The sequence below is a fragment of the Streptomyces kronopolitis genome (assembly GCF_014646275.1).
Classification (GTDB): domain Bacteria; phylum Actinomycetota; class Actinomycetes; order Streptomycetales; family Streptomycetaceae; genus Streptomyces; species Streptomyces kronopolitis.
Map to the genome: position 1 here is coordinate 318,379 of NZ_BMND01000003.1, position 20,253 is coordinate 338,631.

A 20,253-nucleotide genomic window follows, 5' to 3' on the forward strand; every position below is an offset into this window, starting at 1 on the left:
CCCGCTTCGTCCGGCTCGGCGGCAGCAGGGAGCTGACGGCCTGCTACGGCGCGCCGCGGTCCGTCCGCCGTTGTTGTGACGCGCGGGGCGGCCGCGGCCGGTCAGCGTTCCAGTACCAGTGCCAGCCCCTGGCCCACCCCGATGCACAGGGCCGCGAGGCCGGTGCCCGAGCCGTGGGTGGCGAGTTGGTGGGCGACGGCGCCGGCGAGGCGGGCGCCGGAGGCTCCCAGGGGGTGGCCGATGGCGATGGCGCCGCCGTGCGGGTTGACCACCGATGGGTCGAGTTCCGGCCACTGGGTGATGCAGCCCAGGGCCTGGGCCGCGAAGGCCTCGTTGAGCTCGAAGGACGTGAGGTCGGCGAAGCCGCGCCCGGAGCGCTCCAGGGCGCGGCGGACCGCCTCCACCGGGCCCAGGCCGAACAGCTGCGGCTCGACGCCGGTCACCGCGCTGGCGCGGATGCGGGCCAGTGGTTCGCGGCCGGTGGCGCGCAGGCCCTCCTCGTCCACGAGAAGCAGGGCCGCGGCGCCGTCGTTGAGCGGCGAGGAGTTGCCGGCGGTGACCGTGCCGCCGGCCGCGCGGAACGCCGGCTTCAGCTTCGAGAGGGACTCCAGGGACGAGCCCTCGCGGATGGTCTCGTCGCGCAGCAGGTCCACCTCCGGCAGCGGCACGACCTGCGCGTCGTAGGCGCCCTCCCGCCAGGCGCGGACCGCCTTCTGGTGGCTGGCCAGGGCGAAGACGTCCTGCTGCTCGCGGGTGATGCCGTACTGGTCGGCGATGAGTTCGGCGCCCTCGCCGAGCGCGACCGTCCACTGCGGGGCCATCCGCGGGTTGACCATCCGCCAGCCCAGCGTCGAGGAGAACATCTCCTGGTGGCCCGCGGGGAAGGCGCGTTCCGGCTTGCGTAGCACGTACGGCGCGCGGCTCATCGACTCCACGCCGCCCGCGACCGCGATGTGCGCGTCGCCGTGCGCGACGGCCCGGGCCGCCTGGATGACCGCCTCCAGGCCCGAGCCGCACAGCCGGTTCACGGTCACCCCGGGGACGGTCACCGGCAGCCCGGCCAGCAGCACCGCCATCCGCGCCACGTTGCGGTTGTCCTCGCCGGCGCCGTTGGCGTCGCCGAAGCAGACGTCGTCGATCCGCGCCGGTTCGAGGTCCGGGGTGCGGTCCACCAGGGCCTTGAGCACATGGGCGGCGAGATCGTCCGGCCGGGTGCCGGCCAGCGCGCCGCCGTACTTGCCGACGGGGGTCCGTACGGCATCGACGATGTACACATCCCGCAGGCGTGGGTCGGTCATCAGGCGCTGTCCTCGCTGTCCCGGGCTCGGCGTGCGGTGGGCGCCACGAAGATCGCCACCCACCGACCCCGAGTCTTTGCCCGCCGCTGCCCGCTGTCAACGGGGGCTCTCGGACACCGTGGCGGCCGCGGCGGGGTCCGGGCGGCGAGGGCGAACGGCGGCGGCGCCCCGGCGCGTTGCCGCACGCGGGCCGCCCGGCGGCCGCGGCGCACGGCTCTGAGAGAGTGGGGCCATGAGCGCAGCGCACACCCCCGCGGGCCGCGGGCCCGGTCATGTCGTCGTCATCGGTGGAGGCATCGCCGGGCTGGCGGCCGCGCACCGGCTGCTCGCGGGCGGCGCCCGGGTGACCGTCCTGGAGGCCTCCGGCCGGCTCGGCGGCAAGCTGCGCGCGGGCGAGATCGCGGGCGTCCCGGTCGACCTCGGCGCCGAGTCGATGCTGGCCAGGCGCCCGGAGGCGGTGCAGCTGGCCCGTACCGTCGGGATCGGCGACCGGCTCCAGCCGCCGACCACCGCCACCGCGGCCCTGTGGACCCGCGACGCGCTGCGCCCGATGCCCAAGGGCCACGTCATGGGCGTGCCCGGGGACCTCGCTCCGCTCGCCGCCTCCGGTGTGATCTCTCCGGAGGGCATGGCGCGGATCGCCCAGGACGAGACCCTCGCGAGGACGGAGACCGGCGAGGACGTCGCGGTCGGCGAGTACGTCGCCGCGCGGCTCGGCCGGGAGGTCGTCGACCGGCTCGTCGAACCGCTGCTCGGCGGGGTCTACGCGGGTGACGCCTACCGCATCTCGATGCGCGCCGCCGTCCCGCAGCTCTTCGAGGCCGCCCGCGCCCGGCGCTCGCTGACCGAGGGCGTACGGGACCTCCAGGCACGCGCCGCCGCCAGCGCACCGCAGAACGGGCAGAGCGGCGCCGCCCCGGTCTTCATGGGCATCGACGGCGGGATCGGGACCCTGCCGGAAGCCGTCGCCGGCGCGGTGCGCCGGGACGGCGGCGAGATCCGCTCCGGGGCCGCCGCGGACGCGCTGCACTGGACGGCGGAGGACGGCTGGCGGATCCGCACCGGAGACCGGACGCTCACCGCGGACGCGGTCGTGCTGGCCGCCCCCGCGGGCGCCGCCGCGCGGCTCCTGCGCGCGGACTGCCCCGCCGCGGCCACCGAGCTGGCCGGCGTCGACTACGCCTCGATGGCGCTGGTCACCATGGCCTTCCGGCGCGCCGACCTGGACCGGGTGCCCGGTGGCAGCGGCTTCCTCGTACCGCCCGTCGACGGCCGCCGGATCAAGGCCTCCACCTTCTCCAGCCACAAGTGGGGCTGGCTCGGCGACGCCGACCGGGACCTGTTCGTGCTGCGCACCTCCGTCGGCCGCTACCAGGACGACGCCGACCTCGCGCGCGACGACTCCGAGCTGGTGGCGCTCTCGCTCGCCGACCTCGGCGCGGCGGTCGGACTGTCCGCCCGCCCGGTGGCGTCCGCCGTCACCCGCTGGGAGGGCGGGCTGCCGCAGTACGCCGTCGGCCATCTGGAGCGGGTCGCCAGGATCCGCGCCGCGGTCGCCGGGATGCCGGGTGCGCTGCGGGTGTGCGGGGCGGTCTACGACGGCGTCGGCATCCCGGCCTGCGTCGGCTCGGCCCGGCGCGCCGCCGACGAGATCCTCGGGACCCTGGCGGCGGACCGGGCCCCGGGCGAGTGAGAATGGACGGCATGACAGACGCTTCCACCCCCGCTTCCGCGCCGCAGACCCCCGCGGCGCCCGAGAAGACCCCGAACGCCGGCAAGAAGGCCAAGGACCTCAACGAGGTCGTCCGCTACACCCTCTGGTCGGTCTTCAAGCTGCGCGAGGTCCTCCCGGAGGACCGCAGCGGCTACGCCGACGAGGTCGAGGAGCTGTTCGCGCAGCTCGCGGCCAAGGACGTGGTGGTCCGCGGCACGTACGACGTGTCCGGCCTGCGCGCCGACGCCGACCTCATGATCTGGTGGCACTCGGAGAGCTCGGACGCCCTGCAGGAGGCGTACAACCTCTTCCGCCGCACCCGTCTGGGCCGCGCGCTGGAGCCGGTGTGGTCGAACATGGCGCTGCACCGCCCCGCGGAGTTCAACAAGTCGCACATCCCGGCCTTCCTGGCCGACGAGCAGCCGCGCGCCTACGTGAGCGTCTACCCCTTCGTGCGCTCCTACGAGTGGTACCTCCTGCCGGACGACGACCGCCGCCGGATGCTGGCCGACCACGGCAAGATGGCCCGCGGCTTCCCGGACGTGCGCGCCAACACGGTGCCCTCGTTCTCGCTCGGCGACTACGAGTGGGTGCTGGCCTTCGAGGCCGACGAGCTCTACCGCATCGTCGACCTGATGCGCCATCTGCGCGGCTCCGAGGCGCGGATGCACGTCCGCGAGGAGGTCCCGTTCTACACCGGGCGCCGCAAGCCGGTCTCCGAGCTGGTCGCCGGCCTGGCCTGATCCCGCGCGGCAGGACAGCACCGCGGGCCGCCCCTCGGGGACGGCCCGCGGCGGCTCGTGCGGCTACTTGCCCGGCAGCGCGTGCTGCGACCGCTTCATCTGCTGACCCGGCACCGGCTCGGGACGCGGCGCGCAGGAGACGCGCCGCGCCGGGACCTTGCCGTGCAGCAGGTACGCCTCGGCGTAGGTGTTCACACAGGCGTTGTCGCTGAAGGCGACGCCGTGGGTGCCCGCCCCGTTCTCGGTGACCAGCGAGGAGCCGGGCAGCCGCCGCTGGAGCTCCAGCGCGCCCGGGTACGGCGTCGCCGCGTCCCGCTCGGCGGCCAGCAGCAGCACCGGCGGCAGCGCGCCCGGCTCGGTGCGGATGTCCAGCGGGCGGCGCGGTCCGTGGAGCACGCCGTCGACCTCCGTCTCGGCGCTGCGGCCCGCGGCGTTCACCAGGTCCTGCGCGGCCCCGGAGCCGTCCGCCCGGTGCGCGGCGGCGCTCAGCGCGGCGTCCGCCGTCTCCGCCCGGTCGGGCCAGAAGGCGCACGGCAGGTTCATCCAGGCGTTGTCCCAGGTCTCGAACGGCGCGGTCCGCGCGATCTCGCTGTTGTCGCGGTTCCAGGTCCGCCAGCTGCGCGGCCAGCGGGCGTCGTTGCACTCGATGGCGGTGTACACGGCGGCGCTGTTCTCGTCGGCGGCCGCGCCCGCCAACTGGGGCAGGGCCTGGGCGATCAGCGGCTTGGGGTCGCCGTGCAGATAGGCCGCGAGCGCCTCGGCCCGCATCGGCCAGAAGGCGTCGTTGTAGCCGTTCTTGAGGAACGCCGACTGGAGCTGCCCCGGGCCGATCTTGCCCTCCAGGGGGGCGCGGCGCAGCTTGCCGACGGCGGTGTCGTAGTGGCGCTGCACCGCCTGCCGGGTGGTGCCCAGGTGGTATTGGCCGTCGTGCCGGGCCACCCAGCGCAGCCAGTCGCCCCAGCGGCGCTCGAAGGCGATGTCCTGGTCGAGGTTGTTGCGGTACCAGATCTGCCGGGGGTCGGGGTTGACCACGCTGTCGAAGATCATCCGCCGGACGTGACCGGGGAAGAGCGTCGCGTAGACCGCGCCGAAGTACGTCCCGTACGAGGCGCCCATGAAGGTCAGCCGCCGCTCGCCGAGCGCGGCCCGCAGCATGTCCAGGTCGCGGGCGTTGTTGACGGAGTTGTAGAAGGGCAGCGCGGACCCGGCCCGGCGGACGCAGCCCCGGGCGTAGGCCCTGGCCTGCGCCACCTTGCGGCGTTTGAAGGCCGCGTCGGGGTGCACCTGGCTGTCGGTGGGCACCTTGGCGAACTTCTTGGGGTCCTGGCACGACAGCGGCGCCGAACGCCCGACGCCGCGCGGCGCGTAGCCCACGAAGTCGTAGGCGCGCGCCAGCCGGCTCCACTTGGGCAGCCCGCCGTACAGCGGGAACTCCATGCTGGACGCCCCCGGCCCGCCGGGGTTGAAGACCAGGGCGCCCTGCCGCTCGCCGCGCGCGGTGGCCCGGGCCCGGCTGACGGTGAGGTGGATCTTCCTGCCCTCGGGGTGTGCGTAGTCGAGGGGGACGGTGAGGGTGCCGCACTCCACGGACGACGGCAACTGCTCCACCGGCGCGCAGCGGCCGAATTCGAGGTGGTGCGCGACCGGCGCGGGTGGCGCACCGGCGGTTCCCGTGGCGCCGCCTGCCGGGGCAGTGGCGAGGGCGCTCACCACCAGCGACCCGATGGTGCCGTACAACGCGAGTGCTCTCACTGGCCGTCCCTTCGTGTGTGCATACAAAAGGGATAGTTGGGGCGCGCATTGTCGATGTAAAGCACCGAGGACCGGTGTCGGAGGCTATGCCCCGGACGAGTGGAGCGCGGCGCGCAAGGAGGGGTCGGTGAGGGCGGTGGGACCGCGGAGGGCGAGTGTGATCAGTGAGCCGGGCGGGGTGCCAGGGGCGTCGGGGGCGTCGCGCGAGCCGGTCGTCGCGGGCAGCCGCCGTTCGCCCGCGACGGTGGCCCAGTCGCTGTACGGGTGCAGCTCGAAGCGGGCCACCGCCCAGAGGCCGAGGGTGAGGATCTGCGGCACCGTGAACCAGATCAGGACCTGCCCGCTGTCCGCGCCGGGCGCCGCCGTCCAGTAGGTCGCGACGGCCGACAGCAGCGTCACGAGGGCGGAGCCCTTGACCAGCCGGACGGCGCCGCCGATGCCCGGCCGGACCGCGGCCGGCTGCGCCAGCCCCTGCGTCTCCAGCCGGTCGGCCACCCGCCGCACCGCCGCGTCGCCCACCAGGGCGTCCCGCACGGCCGGTATGTGGCGCTGCCCCTCGGGGCCTATCGCGGTCAGGGCGGCGCGCTCGACGGCGTCCGTGCCGACCGGGTCGACGACGGTGGCCCAGCCGGTGTCAGCGAGCAGCAGCCGGCGCTTCTGCGCCATCAGCACCAGCACCACATCGGCGAGCCGGTGCGGCCCACCGGACAGATAGGCCATCTCGTACAGGGTCAGCCCGGAGGCGTGCCGGTCCGCGGCGGCCGGATCCGGGGCGATGTCCCCTGCCGCCTCCGGGGCCGGCGGAAGGGCGCGGGCGGCGGCGAGCGCGGCCCGGCACAGCAGCGCGCAGGACAGCACCGTCGCCGACCAGGCGACAAGGAGGAAGAGCAACGACATAGCCGGTTTTCTACGGTACGGCCAGGTCCGTCGCCACCCGATTTCTCACCATGTGAGCAGCCCCACGCGGTACCGCGGGTTCCGCCGCCGCGGCCCGAACCGCCCCCGCCCCGCACCCCGGTGCGCGCGGCGCCGCGCTCACCCCGGGAGCAGCGCCTGCCGCAGCGCGCGCACCAGCCGGGCCAACGGCCGCGCGGACGCCGGCCGCCGCCGCGCGCGCTCCCGCCGCCAGCGCCGCAACTCCCGCCGCGCCGCCGGGTCCTCGGGGCGCCCCCGGTCCAGCAGATACGCCGCGAACCCCATGGCGTCCTGGCGGTAGCCGCCGCCCATGGGACGGTGCCGGGCGTAGCCGAGGAACGCCTCCCGGTAGGCCGGGCCGAGGATGCCGGGCAGCTCCGGCGCGACCTTGGCGACGACATCGGCCCGCTTGGCGGTCAGCGCCCGGCTCTGCACCCGCAGCCGGGCGCGGTCGAAGCCCTCGGGGTCCGGCGTCCCGGCGAGCAGCGCCGACAGCAGCGCGGTCTGCGCCAGCGCCAGGCGCTGCCGCGCCGCGTCGGTCGTGGGGTCCGCGCCGCCGGGCGGGGCCGCGGCCGCCCGCCCGCCGCGGGCCGGTGCCACCGGCCCGGTCTCCGGCTCAGGCCGCTTCGGCACGGCAGGCCTCCTTCCGCACGCGGCGGATCGCGTCGAGTTCACCGGCCAGCTCCCCGTACCCGGGGAAGTCCTCGTCCCGCTCCAGCAGCACACCGGGCGGGGTGGTCCGGGCGCACAGCGCGGCCAGCACGTCCAGCACCGGCCGGGTCACCGGGTGGGCGTGGCTGTCGTGCCACACCCCGTCCCGCTCCACCCCGCCCGCGACGTGGACGTAGGCGAGGGCCTCCAGCGGCAGCCCGTCCAGGGCCACCGCCGGGTCCTCGCCCCGGTTGACGTGGTTGGTGTGGAGGTTGGCGACATCGATGAGCAGCCGCACCCCGGTCCGCTCGACCAGCTCGGTCAGGAACCGCGCCTCGGTCAGCTCCTCGCCCGGCCAGTTGATGAGCGCGGCGATGTTCTCCAGCGCCAGCGGCACCGGCAGCGCGTCCTGGGCGATCCGCACGTTCTCGCACAGCACGTCCAGCGCGTCACGGGTACGGGGCACGGGCAGCAGATGCCCCGCCTCCATCCGTGGCGAGGCGGTCAGCGGCCCGCCGGCCCGGACGAAGGCGATGTGCTCGCTGACCAGCGGGGCGTCCAGCGCCGTGGCACGCTCGGCGAGCGCGGTCAGCCGGCCGGTATCCGGACGGTCGGCGCCGCCCAGGCCGAGCGAGACGCCGTGCGGGATGACGGTGGTGCCCCGGGCGCGCAGCTCCCGCAGGGCGTCCGGCAGATGGCCCGGGCAGATGTTCTCCGCCACCACCTCGACCCAGTCCACCCCGGGCAGCTCCGCTATCGCGTCGGCGATCTCCGGCCGCCACCCGATCCCCGTCCCCAGGTGCTGCATGGCTCCCCCTCTTCCGTGGTGGGGGTCTCCTCACCGCGACCGGGCGGCCCGAATCCTGTACCGGCCGGATTCAGAGGTTGATTTGAGCTTCACGGGCGTGGCCGGGCGGACGGCTTCATGCGCCGGCGGACGGTCTCGGGGGCGCGCGATCCGGCGCCTCGATCCGGTTCCTCGGCTGAGCCTGCCCCCCCGTCAGCCGTCCGCGCCCCCGGGTGCGTGCAGGGTCCGTCGCACGGCGCCGCGGAGCCAGGCGTGGCCGCCGTCGGCCGCGTGGCGGGGGTGCCACGCCATGCCGACGGTCACCGGCGGCAGGGGCAGGGGGATGTCGAGCAGCCGCAGGCCGAGGGCGGTGGCGGCGTCGGTGAGGGGGGAGGGGGCGTCGCCGCGGGGTGCGACGGGGGCGAGGCAGACGATGTCGCTGCGGGCGGCGAGGGTCAACGCGGCCAGGTGGCTAGGGAGGACGACAGCGACTCGCCGGTGGAGGTTCCGCTCGGCCAGGGCGGTGTCCAGGGGGCCGGTGAACCGGCCGCGGCGGCTCACCACGACATGCTCGGCGGCCGCCAGCCGCTCCGGGGTCAGCGTCCCCTCGGTGAGCGGGTGGCCGGGCCGGACCGCCGCCGCCATCCGGAGCGTGACCAGCTCCTCGACCTGGGCCTCGGGGTCGACGTGGTCGATGGCGCCGACCTCCAGATCGATCCGGCCCTCCCGCAGGCCCGGTCCGGCCTCCCACTCCTCGGCCCGGAACCGCAGCGAAACCCCCGGCGCCTCCTGCCGGACCAGCCGCAGCAGCCCGGGAGTCAGCGCCGCGCCGAGCAGGTCGGCCGCCTGGACGGTGAAGGTGCTGCGCAACGTGGCGACATCGACGCCCGTGCCGGGGCTGAGCAGTGCGCCGAGGCGCCGCACCACCGCGGCGGCCTCGTCGCGCAGGGCATGGGCGCGGGGAGTGGGGACCATGGTCTGGCCGGCCCGGACCAGGAGGGGGTCCTGGAGGAGGCGCCGGAGCCGGGCGAGGGTGCGGCTCATCGCGGCGGGGGAGGTGTGCAAACGGGCGGCGGCGCGGGTGACGCTCTGCTCGGCCAGCAGGGCGTCCAGGGCGACGGCGAGGTTGGCGTCGATGACGGGGTCGGGACTGCTGCTCAAGGCGTTATTCCATTTCAGGCAATGATTGCTTGCTCAAGTTCCCATTGTGGCAACAGCGTTGGTCTCCGCAGGATGAGGGACGTACCGATCCGGCACGACCCACGAGGTTTTCATGATCGTCATCACCGCTCCCACCGGGAACATCGGCCGCCATCTGCTGCCCCTGCTCCTGGAGTCCGCCCCCGCCCACGGCGAGGAACTGCGCGTGGTCGTGCGCGACCCCGCCCGGCTTCCCGACGCGGTGCGCGCACGCGTCGAGGTGGTCACCGGCTCGCACGGCGACGCCGGGGTCGTCGACCGGGCCTTCGAGGGCGCGGACGCCGTCTTCTGGCTCGTCCCCCCGGACGCCACCCTGGCCCCCGACGACGCCTACCTCGGCTTCACCCGCCCCGCCGCGAAGGCCCTCGCCGTACACGGCGTCGGCCACGTCGTCGCCGTATCCGCGCTCGGCCGCGGCACCCCGGTCGCCGACCGCGCCGGCCTCGTCACCGCCTCCCTCGCCATGGACGACCTCCTCGCCGGCACCGGTGCCGCCTACCGGGCCCTGGCCAGCCCGTCCTTCTTCGAGAACCTCCTGGAGGAGGCCGACTCGATCCGCGAGAACGGCGTCTTCACCGACGTCGTCGACGGCGACCGCAGGGCCCCGCTCGTCGCCGTCGCCGACCTCGCGGCCGTCGCCGCCGGCCTGCTGCTGGACCGCTCCTGGACCGGCACCGACAGCGTCCCGGTCCTCGGGCCGCAGGACCTGTCCCCGCACGACCTGGCCCGCATCATGACCGAGCAGTTCGGCCGCCCCGTCCACTACGCACGCCAGCCGCTCGACGAGCTGTACACCACCCTCGTCGGCCACGGCCTCCACGAGGCGTTCGTCCAGGGCATCGTCGACATGAAGCGGGCCAAGGACGAGGGCCTGGACGCGGGGGCCACCCGCACCCCGGACACCGCGACCCCCACCACCTTCGCGCAGTGGTGCGCCCGCACCCTCAAGCCCGCCGTCCTCTCCTGACCGCGGTCCACCACCCCGCACCGCCACCCCCTCCGAAGGAGCCCGCCATGCCCACCGCGCAAACCGCACCGCCCGTCACCGCGTTCATGCTCATCAAGACCACCCCCGAGTGGCTCGCCATGACCCCCCGCGAACGGATGGACGCCTTCACCACCCAGGTCGTCCCCGCGATCAGGTCCAAAACGACCGGCGTCCGATCACGCTTCTACGACACGGAGTTCTACTCCACCCGCGTCACCGACGTCTGGGTCTGGGAAGCCGACGACCACGACGCCTACCAGCACCTCATCGACGCCCTCCGCGAAACCCCCTTCTGGGACCGCTACTTCGAGATCGTCGACCTCCTGGTAGGCACCGAGAACGGCTACGCCCGTACTTACGGCCTTGATCCTGTGGCCACGATCGCCACCTGATCGTCCCGAGGGGGCGCGGCCGGTGCCCTCCGGCCCCAGAAGCCGGAGGGCACCGGCCCCACAGGCACCCGAGAGCGGTCCACCGCACGCGTCAGGAAGCGGCCCGGTCCTTCCGCCACCGGAGGAACAGGACCACCGCGGAGGCGATGGCCACCGTGCCCGTGCTGACGCTGAGGGCGACCTGCTTGCCGCCGTCGAAGGCGAAGCTGGTGGAGACATTGACGGCGACGGCGATGACGAGCACGAGCCAGAGCAGGGCCTTCATAGCGGTTCCTTCGGTAGGTGAGATCGAGCGGTGCGTTCCGATCACCAGATTGCCCGCCGCACCGGGAGGGATCGAGGGGGCGCTGTCCCGGAGGCGTGGTGGAGCGGGCTACACCACAGGGCGGGTGGTCCGCACGACTACGGCGGGCCGGGCGCCCGCCTAATCTTGTGGTCATGAGAGAGCGGCTGCGGCGGGAAGGGCGGGCCACGAGGCACCTGCTGAGGTCGGCCGGTCTTGCGCTGGCCTCCTCCCTGTTTCTCGCGGTACTGGTGTTCACCGCGGTGGCCACCGCCACGGTGATCGGGGCGGGTGTGCTGCCCGAGACCGTGCTGCTGCTCCGCAGGTTCGCCGGGATCACGCGTCACGAGGTCGAGAAGCGGACCGGTGAGGCGGTGCCGGAGTCGTATGTGCCGCTCACCGGACCGCTGTCCGTGCGGGTGCGCAGCGCGCTCAAGGACCCCGGCACCTACCGAGACCTGCGCTGGCTCGCCGCGCACTTCCTCTACGGCCTGCTGCTGGCCTACGGCGCCGTCCTCCTGTGGATCGTCGGGCTGTGCGTCGACGGGGTGTGGTGCGCGGTGCTCGGTCGCCGGGCCGTCGTGCTGCCGTTGATCGGGCGTCTCGCGGACCGGGACGCGGCCTGGTCGCGCGCCCTGCTGGAACCTTCCGCGGACGCCCGGCGCAGCGACGAACTCGCCGAGCGGGTGGCGGAGTTGACGGCTACCCGGGCCGGCGCGGTGGCCGCCCACGGTGCCGAACTGCGGCGCATCGAGCGAGATCTGCACGACGGCACGCAGGCCCGCCTGGTCGCGCTGTCGATGCGGGTGGGCCTGGCGAAGCGGGCCTACGACACCGACCCCGACGCGGCCCGCAAGCTGCTCGATGATGCCCAGGACCAGGTCGAGGAGGCGCTGACCGAGCTGCGGCACGTGGTGCGCGGGATCCATCCGCCGATCCTGACCGATCGCGGCCTGGTGGGCGCGGTACGGGCGCTCGCGGCCGGCAGCGGGCTGGAGGCGGAGGTGTGCGAGGACGGTGTCGAGGGAGGCGCGCGTGCTCCGGCGGCGGTCGAGGCGGCGGCGTACTTCGTCGTCGCGGAATCGCTGACCAACGCGGCCAAGCACAGCGGATCGCGCCGGGCGACCGTGGAACTCGTGCGGACCCGCCGCGCGTTGGAGATCACGGTACGTGACGAGGGCCGCGGTGGCGCCGAGGAGTCGGGCGGCAGCGGGCTGCTGGGGATGCGTCGCCGGGTGGCGGCGCTCGACGGGACCGTGCGGGTGACCAGCCCCGTCGGCGGCCCGACCGTGATCGAAGTGGAGCTGCCGTGCGTGTGGTGATCGCCGAGGACAATGCCCTGCTGCGGGAGGGGCTGGTGTTGCTGCTGACCTCCGCCGGGCACGAGGTGGCGGCGGTCGCGGCCGGCGGGCCCGAGGTGCTGCCCGCCCTCATGGAACACCGCCCGGACGTCGCGGTGCTGGACGTCCGGATGCCGCCCGGCTTCCGGGACGAGGGGCTTCGGGCGGCGCTCGCGGCGCGGGCCGAGATCCCCGGGCTGCCGGTGCTCGTGCTCTCGCAGTACGTCGAGGAGACCTACGCCGCCGAGCTGCTGGGCGGCGGCGCCGGCGGGGTGGGCTATCTGCTGAAGGACCGGGTCGGCCGGGTCGACGAGTTCCTGGACGCCCTGGAGCGGGTCGCGGCGGGCGGCACGGCGCTCGACCCCGAGGTGGTGGCGGAGCTGCTGGCACGGCGCCGTGACGACCCGCTGGACTCCCTCACCCCGCGCGAGCGCGAGGTGCTCGCGCTGATGGCAGAGGGGCGCGACAACACCACGATCGCCGCGCAGTTGGTGGTGACCGAGCGGGCGGTCAGCAAGCACATCGGCAATGTGTTCCAGAAGCTGGACCTGCCGCCGAGCGACAGCGGTCACCGCCGGGTGCTGGCCGTACTCGCCTACCTGAACAGGGGACTTCGGACGTGAAGGACCGTGGGATCTGTACGTCCTACGTTTAGTGCGTGGCCGAAGGGTCGAGTCCGTGGCTCCGGGTGGCCGTGCTTATCGACCCGCCGCACGGCTACCCGTGATCTGTCGGCGGGCGCCACTCGGCCACGAGTGTCGGGCCGGGGGCGATCTCCGTGAACCCGGCGTCGTGCACCACGGGGCGGCCGCTGCGGGTGAGTGCGTCCCATTCCGCGGGTGGTGCGGACCGTACGGAGAGGGGGAATCCGGCGGCGCGCCAGGCCGCTCGCTCCTCGGTGGAGAGTTCCCACCACGCCAGCTGTGCGGCGTGTCCGGCCTGGGCCATCTCCTTGCCCGCCGTCATCTCCAGCCCGGGGTTGAGCCACAGCACCGGGCGGCCGGGGGCGGGCGGGCCGGGGGGCTCGGGGTCGTCCAGCTCCGTGCCGGAGACCTGGAGGCGCGCCAGGTCCTTCGGCCAGCCGTCCAGCGGCACCGGCGGGAAGACCCGCACCTCGGCGCGGGCGCCGGTGACCGTGATGCCCGGCAGCGCGGCGGCGCGCCGCCACTCCGCGCCGCGCGCCCGGCGCACCACCTTCCGGATCCGGGCGTCCTGCCAGTCACGCACCGCGGCGGCCCATTCGCCGTCCCCGGTCGACCGCTCGTCCGAGAGCAGCACCAGCACCGCCCGCGCCGCGGTCTCCAGCGCGTCGGTCCGCGCCGGCGGGGCGTCCTTCTCGATGCGTGCGACGAGCGGCAGCACGAACTGCGGCGCCGCGTCCCGGTCGTGCGCGGCCTCGGTGAAGGGGCTGTCGGAGCTGTTGCCGGGCTGTCCGGCGGTCTCGGTGCTGGTCACCCGAACAGTCTGCCAGCCGCCACCGACAGCGGCCCCGGCCGCGGCTCCCGCCGGAGGTCCGCCGGTCGCCGCGCCCTGGCCGTAGGCCCTGCTGCCCGCCCGAGCCGGAGTGCCCGCACAGGCCGTGGGTCCTGCCGCCTGCCCGAGCCGGAGTGCCCGCTCCGGCCATGGGCCCTGTCGCCCGCCCCGGCCGGAGCGGGTGCCTCCGGTAGGCGCAGCGCGTCAACTCCGGCCGCCCCACGCGGGGTTGTGACACGCGGGAACGGGGCAGCGGGCGTCCCCGCGCGGGTGTCGGACGTCCGGATTGGCTACCGTCGGGCGATGGGGCGGCATCGGCCGCGCGGGGAACGACGGAGGCGGAGGGGCGCATGAGGCTGGACGGGGTGGGGCGGCGCTACGGGGTGCGGGGGCCCTGGGTGCTGCGGGAGGTGCGGCTCGACGTGCCCGCCGGGGCACTGCTGCGCATCGAGGGGGCCAACGGCAGCGGGAAGTCCACCCTGCTGCGGCTGCTGGCCGGGATCGACCGGCCCAGCACCGGACGGATCACCGGCCGCCCGCGCAGCGCCTACGTGCCCGAACGGTTCCCCGGCGCCCTGCCCTTCACCGCCGCCGGCTACCTCACCCACCTCGCCCGCATCCGCGGCCTGCGCGGCCCCGAAGCGGGCCGCCGCGCCACCGAGTGGCTCGAACGCTTCGGGGCGGCCGGGCACGCGCGCACCCCGATGGCCGAGCTGTCCAAGGGGACGAGCCAGAAGGTCGCGGTGGCCCAGGCGCTGCTCGCCGAGCCCGCGCTCCTGGTGCTGGACGAGGCCTGGACGGGGCTGGACCACGGCGCGCGCGAGGTGCTCGACCGGGCCGTGGCCGAACGGGTCGCCGACGGCGGCACCGTCGTGTTCGTCGACCATGACCCGCGACGGCTGGCGGGCGCGGCCGACGCCCACTACCGGGTGGATGACGGGCGGTTGCTCCCCCGGGACACGCACCTCCCGACGGCGGACCCGGGGACCGCGACCGGCCCCAGGGTGACCATCGAGGCCGAGGGCCCACCGGGCAGCGCGCCGCCCGCCGGAACCGACCAGGCACTCGCCGGAGCGCCCCCGCTGCCCGCCGTCACACGGAGCGCGCCGGGACCGGACGGTACGACGCTGCTCACGGTCCCGGCGGCGCACTCCGACGCCGTGCTGCGCGCGCTGCTCACCGCACGCCCGCCCTGGCACATCCGCGCGGTCACCACCGCCCCGGGAGCGGACGGGGCCGACGGCCCCGCGGACACCGGAGCCCACGACACCGCAGAACACCCCACTGCCGCCCCCACTCCCACTCCCGCCCCCGCACCCGACGAGGCGCCCCTCCCGTGAACGCCCTCCTCCGCTATCAGACGGCCCTGCTCATCGGCTCGCACCGCGCGCTGCCGCCGGTCATCCTCTACGCCGCCTGGCTGGCGATCGGGGTGCAGGGCGGCGGCCCGCTCCTGAGCACGTTCGGCTACGCCGCCGGCGCCCTGGTGCCGGTCGCCGCCTGGCTGACCCGGATCTGTGTCACCAACGAGCCGCCGGCCGCCCGTAGTTGCGTGGCCTCGGCCGCAGGCCCCGGACGGGCGCACCTCGCCGCCGTGCTCACCGCGGCCGGCACCGCGCTGGTGCTCGCGCTGCCCGGGGTGCTGCTGGTCACGCTGCTGTCCGACCCGCGCTCCAACGACCATCGGGTGGCCGTCCCGGTCCTGCCCGCGGCCGTCGCCGGGTTGCTCACGGCGCTGACCTGCCTGCTCATGGGCATCGCGATCGGCGCGCTGAGCAGCTGGCCGGTGCTGCGCAGCGCCGCCTGGGGCGTTCCGGCGAGCCTGACCGCCGCGCTGCTGCTGCTCGTTCTGGGCGCCTCGCCCGTCAACGCCGCCCTCTCGGGCATGATCACCGGCTCCGCCCGCGGCACGGTCCACACCCCCTGGCTGCCGCTCGCCGCCACGCTCCTGCTCGCGGCGGCCGCCACCGCCGCCGCCTGCGCCCTCACGTCACGCCGCAGCTGAACGAGGGGGATCGCGGGGTGGGTTCGGGGGTGGGGGAGCAGCCCTGCTCAACCGTCAGCCGGGGGGAACACTCGCCCCGCCCAACCCCCAACCCCCAGCCCCCTCACCCGCCTACCGCGACCCCTCCGCCACCAGTGCCCCCGCGTCGCGGGCCAGGGCCGTCAGGCGGGAGATCGCCCGGAAGTACTTCTTGCGGTAGCCGCCGCGCAGCATCTCCTCGCTGAACAGCTCGTCGAAGGCCTTGCCGGAGGTCAGCACCGGGACCTCGCGGTCGTAGAGCCGGTCCGCGAGGACGACCAGGCGCAGCGCCGTGGACTGGTCGGGCACCGCCTGGACGTCGGTGAGGCAGACCGCTTCGATGCCGTCGCACATCGCGCCGTAGCGGCTGGGGTGCACCGTGGACAGATGCTCCAGCAGGGAGGGGAAGTCGTCGAGCGAGGCACCGGGCGTGCGGTACGCCGTACGGGTGACCGTCTCGTCGTCGTACGGGGCGGGCGCCTCGGGCAGTCCGCGGTGGCGGTAGTCCTCGCCGTCGATGCGCAGCGGACGGAACTGGGCGCTCAGGCCCTGGATCTCGCGCAGGAAGTCGGCGGCGGCGAAGCGGCCCTCGCCGAGCTTGCCGGGCAGTGTGTTGGACGTGGCGGCCAGTGCCACACCGGCGTCCACCAGCTTGCCGAGCAGGGTGGAGACCAGGACGGTGTCGCCGGGGTCGTCCAGCTCGAACTCGTCGATGCACAGCAGCCGGTGCTCGCCGAGCGTGCGCACGGTCTGCTGGAAGCCGAGCGCGCCGACCAGGTTCGTCAGCTCGACGAAGGTGCCGAAGGCCTTGCGCTCCGCCGGGGCGGGCGTGGCGTGCCACAGGGAGGCGAGCAGATGGGTCTTGCCGACGCCGTAGCCGCCGTCCAGATAGACGCCGCGCGGGCCGGTGGGGGCCGCCGGCTTCCTGGAGAACCAGCGCCGCTTCCCGCCGCCCGCCGGGGCGCCGATGCCGTCGGCGAAGTCGCTCAGGACCTGGACGGCCTCGGACTGGCTGGGCTGCTTCGGGTCCGGGAGGTAGGTGTCGAAGCGGGCGCCCTGGAAGCGCGGCGGCGGCACCATCTCGGCCACCAGGCGGTCGGCCGGGACATGCGGGGCGCGGGCGGTCAGCGCGGCAGGGGTCGCGTCGTCACCGCCGGCCGGGGGACCGGCTGTCGGGTCGGGCTGCGCGGAGGAGGGCTGGGAAGATGACACAGCCGTCCAGCCTATCTCCTGTGCGGTGGCCGCCGGTCCGGTGAGCGAGGCATGTCACACTGCCGCCATGCGACGCCTGTTCCCCCTCCCCGCCCCGCCCGCACCGACCCCCGACACCGCTCCCGCCGACGCGGCGGCCGGCCCGGTGGACCGGCAGTGGACGGTGGACGAGCTGGCGGAGGCCTACGCGTATCCGGCGGCGGACCACCCGTTGCGTGCGGGGCGCCCCGGCTGGCTGCGCGCGAACATGGTGTCCTCCCTGGACGGGGCGGCCCATCACGAGGGCCGCTCGCAGCCGCTCTCCGGGCAGGCCGACATGCGGATCTTCGGGGTGCTGCGGGGGCTCGCGGACGCCGTGGTGGTGGGGGCGCAGACGGTGCGCCAGGAGGGCTACCGCCCGGCCCGCGCCCGGGAGGTGTTCGCCGCCCGCCGGGCCGCCGCCGGCCAGGGCCCGGCCCCGGCCATCGCCGTGGTCAGCGCCGGTCTGGCGCTGGACTTCACGCTGCCCCTGTTCACCGAGCCGCTGGCGCCCACCCTCGTACTGACCGGCGCCGGCGCCCCCGCGGACCGGGTGGCGGCGGCCCGGGCGGCCGGCGTCGAGGTGCTGTTCGCCGGGGAGGGCGCGGGCGTCGACCCGGCGCGGGTGGCCGGGGCGCTGGCCGGGCGGGGGCACACCCGGCTGCTGACGGAGGGCGGGCCCAGGCTGCTGGGGCAGTTCGCCGCGGCCGGGGCGCTGGACGAGATGTGCCTCTCGCTCGCCCCGGTGGTGGCCGTGGGGGATGCTCAGAGGATCATGAACGGTCCGGCCGTCCCGGTTCCGAAGCGGTTCGCCCTGGCGTCGGTGTTGGAGGAGGAGGGATTCCTGTTCACCCGCTACCGCCGGGCGTGACAAACAGCGGAATTACCTGTTCCGCTTAGCTTCCGTTGGGCACACTAAAAGCCAGCAGGCCCCGTGTGGCGACGGGGCAGGATGGTTTCTGTGGGGCACCGTGCGATGCGGTGTCCCGAGGAGAAGAAGGGCGTCCGTCGTGTTCACGAGCGTATTGATGATCGAGAAGCCTCTGACGCCTGCCGACGTGGAGTTCGTGACCACGCTGCACGGCGACGACCGGATCTCGTTCGTCGTGCTCATGCAGCCGCGCGGCAAGCAGGACGTGCTGCTGCGGGCCATCGACGACGTCGCCCTCGGCGAGTTCGACGACGCCGTACGGGAGGGCGAGGAGCCGGGCGGCGAGCGGGCGGAGGCACCCGCCGAGGTGGCCCTCGCGCACACCCTGGGGGCCCTGCGCGCCACGGGGGCCGAGGCGGTCGGCCAGGTGGTCGAGGACCACCCGCTGGACCTGCTGCGGTCCATCGTCGAGGAGACCGGGGCGGACGAGGTGATCGTGCTGACCACCCCGCACTTCGTCGAGGAGTTCTTCCACCGCGACTGGGCCTCCCGTGCCCGCCACATGGTCGGCGTCCCGGTCCTCAAGCTCTTCTCGCACGCGGCGGACGACCAGCCCCAGGGCTCCCCCGGGAACTGAGCGGCGGGATCAGGGGCGGACGCCGCTCCGCAGCCGGCCGTCCCGCACCTCGGCGACCTCGTCGGCCGCGTCCAGAAGCGCCCGGTCGTGGGTGACCAGCACCGTCGCCGTCGCGCGCTGATGGGTGAGGGTGAGCAGCAGATCGAGCACCGCGGCGCCCCGCTCGCGGTCCAGGGCGCTGGTCGGCTCGTCCACCAGCAGCACCGCCGGCTCGTTCATCAGCGCCCGGGCGATGTTGACCCGCTGCCGCTGGCCGCCCGACAGCTGGTGCGGCCGCCGCCCGGCCAGCCGCTCCAGGCCGACCGCGGCCAGCAGCTCCCGCGCCCGGCCGCGGGCCGCGCGGGGCGAGCGGCCGTCCAGATGGGCCATCACCTGGAGCTGCTCGGCTGCGGTCAGCGACGGGAGCAGGTTCGGCTGCTGGAAGACCGTGCCGACGGTGGTGCGGCGCAGCGCCGTCAGCTCCGCGCGGCCGAGCCCGGTGGTGTCCGTGCCGTCGAGCACCACCCGTCCGCGCTCCGGGCGGATCAGCGTGGCGGCGACCGCCAGCAGGCTGGACTTGCCGGAGCCGGACGGGCCGATCACCGCCGTCAGGCAGCCGGGCGCCACGGTCAGCGAGACCTCGTCCAGCGCGGTCAGGCGGGCGTCGCCGTCGGGGTAGGTGAGGGTGACATCGGTCAGTTCGAGGCTCATCGGGCACTTCCCAGGGCGGTCAGCGGGTCGACGGAGGTGATGCGGCGGACGGCCAGCGCGGCGCCGGCGGCGCCCAGCGCGGTCATGATCAGGGCCGGTGCCAGCACGGTGGACGGAGCGAGCACGAAGGGCACCGCGGAGCCGAGGCCGGCGCCCACCGCGGCCACCACGGCGCTGCCCAGACCGGTTCCGAGCAGCAGCAGGACGAGGGCCTGGCCGAGCGCGTCGCGCAGCAGCAGGCCGGTCGAGGCGCCCAGCGCCTTCAGCACCGCCACCTCGCCGCTGCGCTGGATCGTCCACACCGTGAAGAACGCCCCGATGACCAGCGCGGAGATCACGAAGAGGAAGCCGCGCATCAGCTGGAGGGAGCCGTTCTCCGCGCGGTAGGAGCCGATGGCCTGGAGCGCGTCGTTGGTGCCGACGGCGCGGGTGCCCAGCCGCGCGTCGGCGGCGGCGACATCGGCCGACCCCGTGGTGGACAGGGCGAGCACGGTGGCGGCGGGACCGCCCGCCGTCCCGGGGCCGCCCGCCAGCCCCCGCCAGTCGTCCAGCGACATCCAGACCACCGGCGTGTGGCTGTACATCGCGGTGCCCGACACCGCGGCGACGGTGCGGGTCCGGCCGCCCAGCGTCAGCGTCCCGCCGTCCCGTACGCCCAGCGCCTCGGCGGCCTTCGAGGACAGCACCACCGCGCCGTCCTCGACCCCCGCGGGCGCCGGCCCGGACCCCGGCCGCACCCCGAACGCCGACACCGCCGCGCTCCGGTCGCCCGCCGCGGCCTTCGCCGGCGCGATGCCCAGCGGCGCGGCCTCCCGTACACCCGGCACCCGCTCCCAGGCCGCCACGGTGCGCGCGGACAGCCGCGAGTCGGTGAACGAGGGGTCGCCGCCGCCGGCCGGTGCCGAGAACACCAGACGGTCGGCGGACAGCCCGGTGATCGCCGAGGTGTTCTCCCGTTCCAGGCCCGCCGTCAGTCCCGACAGCAGCCCCACCAGCACCGTGATCAGCGCGATGACGCCGCCCATCAGGGCGAACCGTCCCCTGGCGAATCCCAGGTCCCTCCAGGCCACGAACACAGGCGGTGCCCTCCTCGCTTCTCCTTCGCCGGACCCACTGCCCGGCGGCCGGAGTCCACCGTCGCCTCCCGGGCGGGGGCCGGGCATCGCGCGGGGGAGTGGTCCGCCGGCGCCCAAAGGTGCGCCCCGCGGTCAACCCTTCGGTTGATGCCGCAGGTGAGGAGGGCCCTTAGCCTTGGGGAGCCGTGAC

19 protein-coding genes and 1 pseudogene are annotated in these 20,253 nt (G+C 75.1%); 10 read left to right on the top strand and 10 right to left on the bottom strand.

Features of this window, described 5'->3' with window-relative positions:
• Window positions 1-101: 101 nt before the first annotated feature.
• Entirely contained in the window at window positions 102-1,298 is a 1,197-nt protein-coding gene (locus IEY78_RS05655) for a thiolase family protein (protein WP_189096453.1), read from the bottom strand.
• Window positions 1,299-1,530: 232 nt separating this feature from the next.
• Between IEY78_RS05655 and hemG the strand changes: the two genes are divergently transcribed.
• Complete coding sequence (hemG, locus tag IEY78_RS05660; RefSeq protein ID WP_189096454.1) at window positions 1,531-2,991, top strand: protoporphyrinogen oxidase; 1,461 nt, start codon at window positions 1,531-1,533, stop codon at window positions 2,989-2,991.
• A gap of 2 nt (window positions 2,992-2,993) precedes the next feature.
• Entirely contained in the window at window positions 2,994-3,755 is a 762-nt protein-coding gene (gene hemQ, locus IEY78_RS05665; protein WP_373294065.1) for a hydrogen peroxide-dependent heme synthase, read from the top strand.
• Window positions 3,756-3,818: 63 nt separating this feature from the next.
• Here hemQ and IEY78_RS05670 read toward each other — a convergent pair whose 3' ends face one another.
• The 4 genes and pseudogenes from IEY78_RS05670 to IEY78_RS05685 all read right to left on the bottom strand — a co-directional run bounded on the left by IEY78_RS05670 (window position 3,819) and on the right by IEY78_RS05685 (window position 9,021).
• Window positions 3,819-5,507, bottom strand: a complete 1,689-nt coding sequence (locus tag IEY78_RS05670; protein WP_229699723.1) for an alpha/beta hydrolase — start codon at window positions 5,505-5,507, stop codon at window positions 3,819-3,821.
• An 84-nt stretch (window positions 5,508-5,591) separates the two neighbouring features.
• The gene (locus tag IEY78_RS05675) at window positions 5,592-6,404 is read right to left on the bottom strand and encodes a TIGR04222 domain-containing membrane protein (protein ID WP_189096456.1); all 813 of its coding nucleotides are present in this window, start codon (window positions 6,402-6,404) and stop codon (window positions 5,592-5,594) included.
• A 138-nt stretch (window positions 6,405-6,542) separates the two neighbouring features.
• A pseudogene (locus IEY78_RS05680) lies at window positions 6,543-7,881 on the bottom strand (MbnB/TglH/ChrH family RiPP precursor modification enzyme).
• 192 nt (window positions 7,882-8,073) lie between these two features.
• Complete coding sequence (locus IEY78_RS05685; protein ID WP_189096457.1) at window positions 8,074-9,021, bottom strand: LysR family transcriptional regulator; 948 nt, start codon at window positions 9,019-9,021, stop codon at window positions 8,074-8,076.
• Between the two features lie 112 nt (window positions 9,022-9,133).
• On the opposite strand from IEY78_RS05685, the gene IEY78_RS05690 reads away from it, so the two are divergent.
• On the top strand, window positions 9,134-10,027 hold the full coding sequence (locus IEY78_RS05690; RefSeq protein WP_189096458.1) for an NAD(P)H-binding protein: 894 nt from the start codon (window positions 9,134-9,136) through the stop codon (window positions 10,025-10,027).
• 47 nt (window positions 10,028-10,074) lie between these two features.
• Window positions 10,075-10,440 (top strand): darcynin family protein, encoded by a 366-nt coding sequence (locus tag IEY78_RS05695; RefSeq protein WP_189096459.1) that lies wholly within the window; start codon window positions 10,075-10,077, stop codon window positions 10,438-10,440.
• 91 nt (window positions 10,441-10,531) lie between these two features.
• On the opposite strand, the gene IEY78_RS05700 is transcribed toward IEY78_RS05695, so the two are convergent.
• Complete coding sequence (locus IEY78_RS05700) at window positions 10,532-10,705, bottom strand: hypothetical protein (protein ID WP_189096460.1); 174 nt, start codon at window positions 10,703-10,705, stop codon at window positions 10,532-10,534.
• Window positions 10,706-10,878: 173 nt separating this feature from the next.
• Between IEY78_RS05700 and IEY78_RS05705 the strand changes: the two genes are divergently transcribed.
• Window positions 10,879-12,045: a sensor histidine kinase gene (locus IEY78_RS05705; RefSeq protein ID WP_189096461.1), complete on the top strand. Its 1,167-nt coding sequence runs from the start codon at window positions 10,879-10,881 to the stop codon at window positions 12,043-12,045.
• Complete coding sequence (locus tag IEY78_RS05710; protein ID WP_189096462.1) at window positions 12,033-12,686, top strand: response regulator transcription factor; 654 nt, start codon at window positions 12,033-12,035, stop codon at window positions 12,684-12,686. Before IEY78_RS05705 ends, IEY78_RS05710 begins: the two co-directional genes overlap by 13 nt.
• Before the next feature lie 94 nt (window positions 12,687-12,780).
• Here IEY78_RS05710 and IEY78_RS05715 read toward each other — a convergent pair whose 3' ends face one another.
• Window positions 12,781-13,518 (bottom strand): aminoacyl-tRNA hydrolase, encoded by a 738-nt coding sequence (locus IEY78_RS05715; RefSeq protein ID WP_189096463.1) that lies wholly within the window; start codon window positions 13,516-13,518, stop codon window positions 12,781-12,783.
• Between the two features lie 368 nt (window positions 13,519-13,886).
• On the opposite strand from IEY78_RS05715, the gene IEY78_RS05720 reads away from it, so the two are divergent.
• Both IEY78_RS05720 and IEY78_RS05725 read left to right on the top strand, forming a co-directional pair.
• Window positions 13,887-14,876 carry an ABC transporter ATP-binding protein gene (locus tag IEY78_RS05720; protein ID WP_189096464.1) on the top strand — a complete coding sequence of 330 codons (990 nt, stop codon included), beginning with the start codon at window positions 13,887-13,889 and terminating at the stop codon, window positions 14,874-14,876.
• On the top strand, window positions 14,873-15,541 hold the full coding sequence (locus IEY78_RS05725) for an ABC transporter (protein WP_189096465.1): 669 nt from the start codon (window positions 14,873-14,875) through the stop codon (window positions 15,539-15,541). The genes IEY78_RS05720 and IEY78_RS05725 overlap by 4 nt, the downstream gene beginning before the upstream one ends.
• 111 nt (window positions 15,542-15,652) lie before the next feature.
• On the opposite strand, the gene zapE is transcribed toward IEY78_RS05725, so the two are convergent.
• Window positions 15,653-16,771 carry a cell division protein ZapE gene (gene zapE / locus IEY78_RS05730; protein WP_189096466.1) on the bottom strand — a complete coding sequence of 373 codons (1,119 nt, stop codon included), beginning with the start codon at window positions 16,769-16,771 and terminating at the stop codon, window positions 15,653-15,655.
• Window positions 16,772-16,838: 67 nt separating this feature from the next.
• Here zapE and IEY78_RS05735 point away from each other — a divergent pair, with 67 nt between their 5' ends.
• Window positions 16,839-17,660: a pyrimidine reductase family protein gene (locus IEY78_RS05735; RefSeq protein WP_189096467.1), complete on the top strand. Its 822-nt coding sequence runs from the start codon at window positions 16,839-16,841 to the stop codon at window positions 17,658-17,660.
• Between the two features lie 139 nt (window positions 17,661-17,799).
• Entirely contained in the window at window positions 17,800-18,297 is a 498-nt protein-coding gene (locus IEY78_RS05740; RefSeq protein WP_189096468.1) for an indole-3-glycerol phosphate synthase, read from the top strand.
• Window positions 18,298-18,306: 9 nt separating this feature from the next.
• On the opposite strand, the gene IEY78_RS05745 is transcribed toward IEY78_RS05740, so the two are convergent.
• Window positions 18,307-18,987: an ABC transporter ATP-binding protein gene (locus tag IEY78_RS05745; RefSeq protein ID WP_189096469.1), complete on the bottom strand. Its 681-nt coding sequence runs from the start codon at window positions 18,985-18,987 to the stop codon at window positions 18,307-18,309.
• Window positions 18,984-20,063 carry an FtsX-like permease family protein gene (locus IEY78_RS05750; protein ID WP_189096470.1) on the bottom strand — a complete coding sequence of 360 codons (1,080 nt, stop codon included), beginning with the start codon at window positions 20,061-20,063 and terminating at the stop codon, window positions 18,984-18,986. Before IEY78_RS05750 ends, IEY78_RS05745 begins: the two co-directional genes overlap by 4 nt.
• Window positions 20,064-20,253 lie beyond the last annotated feature (190 nt).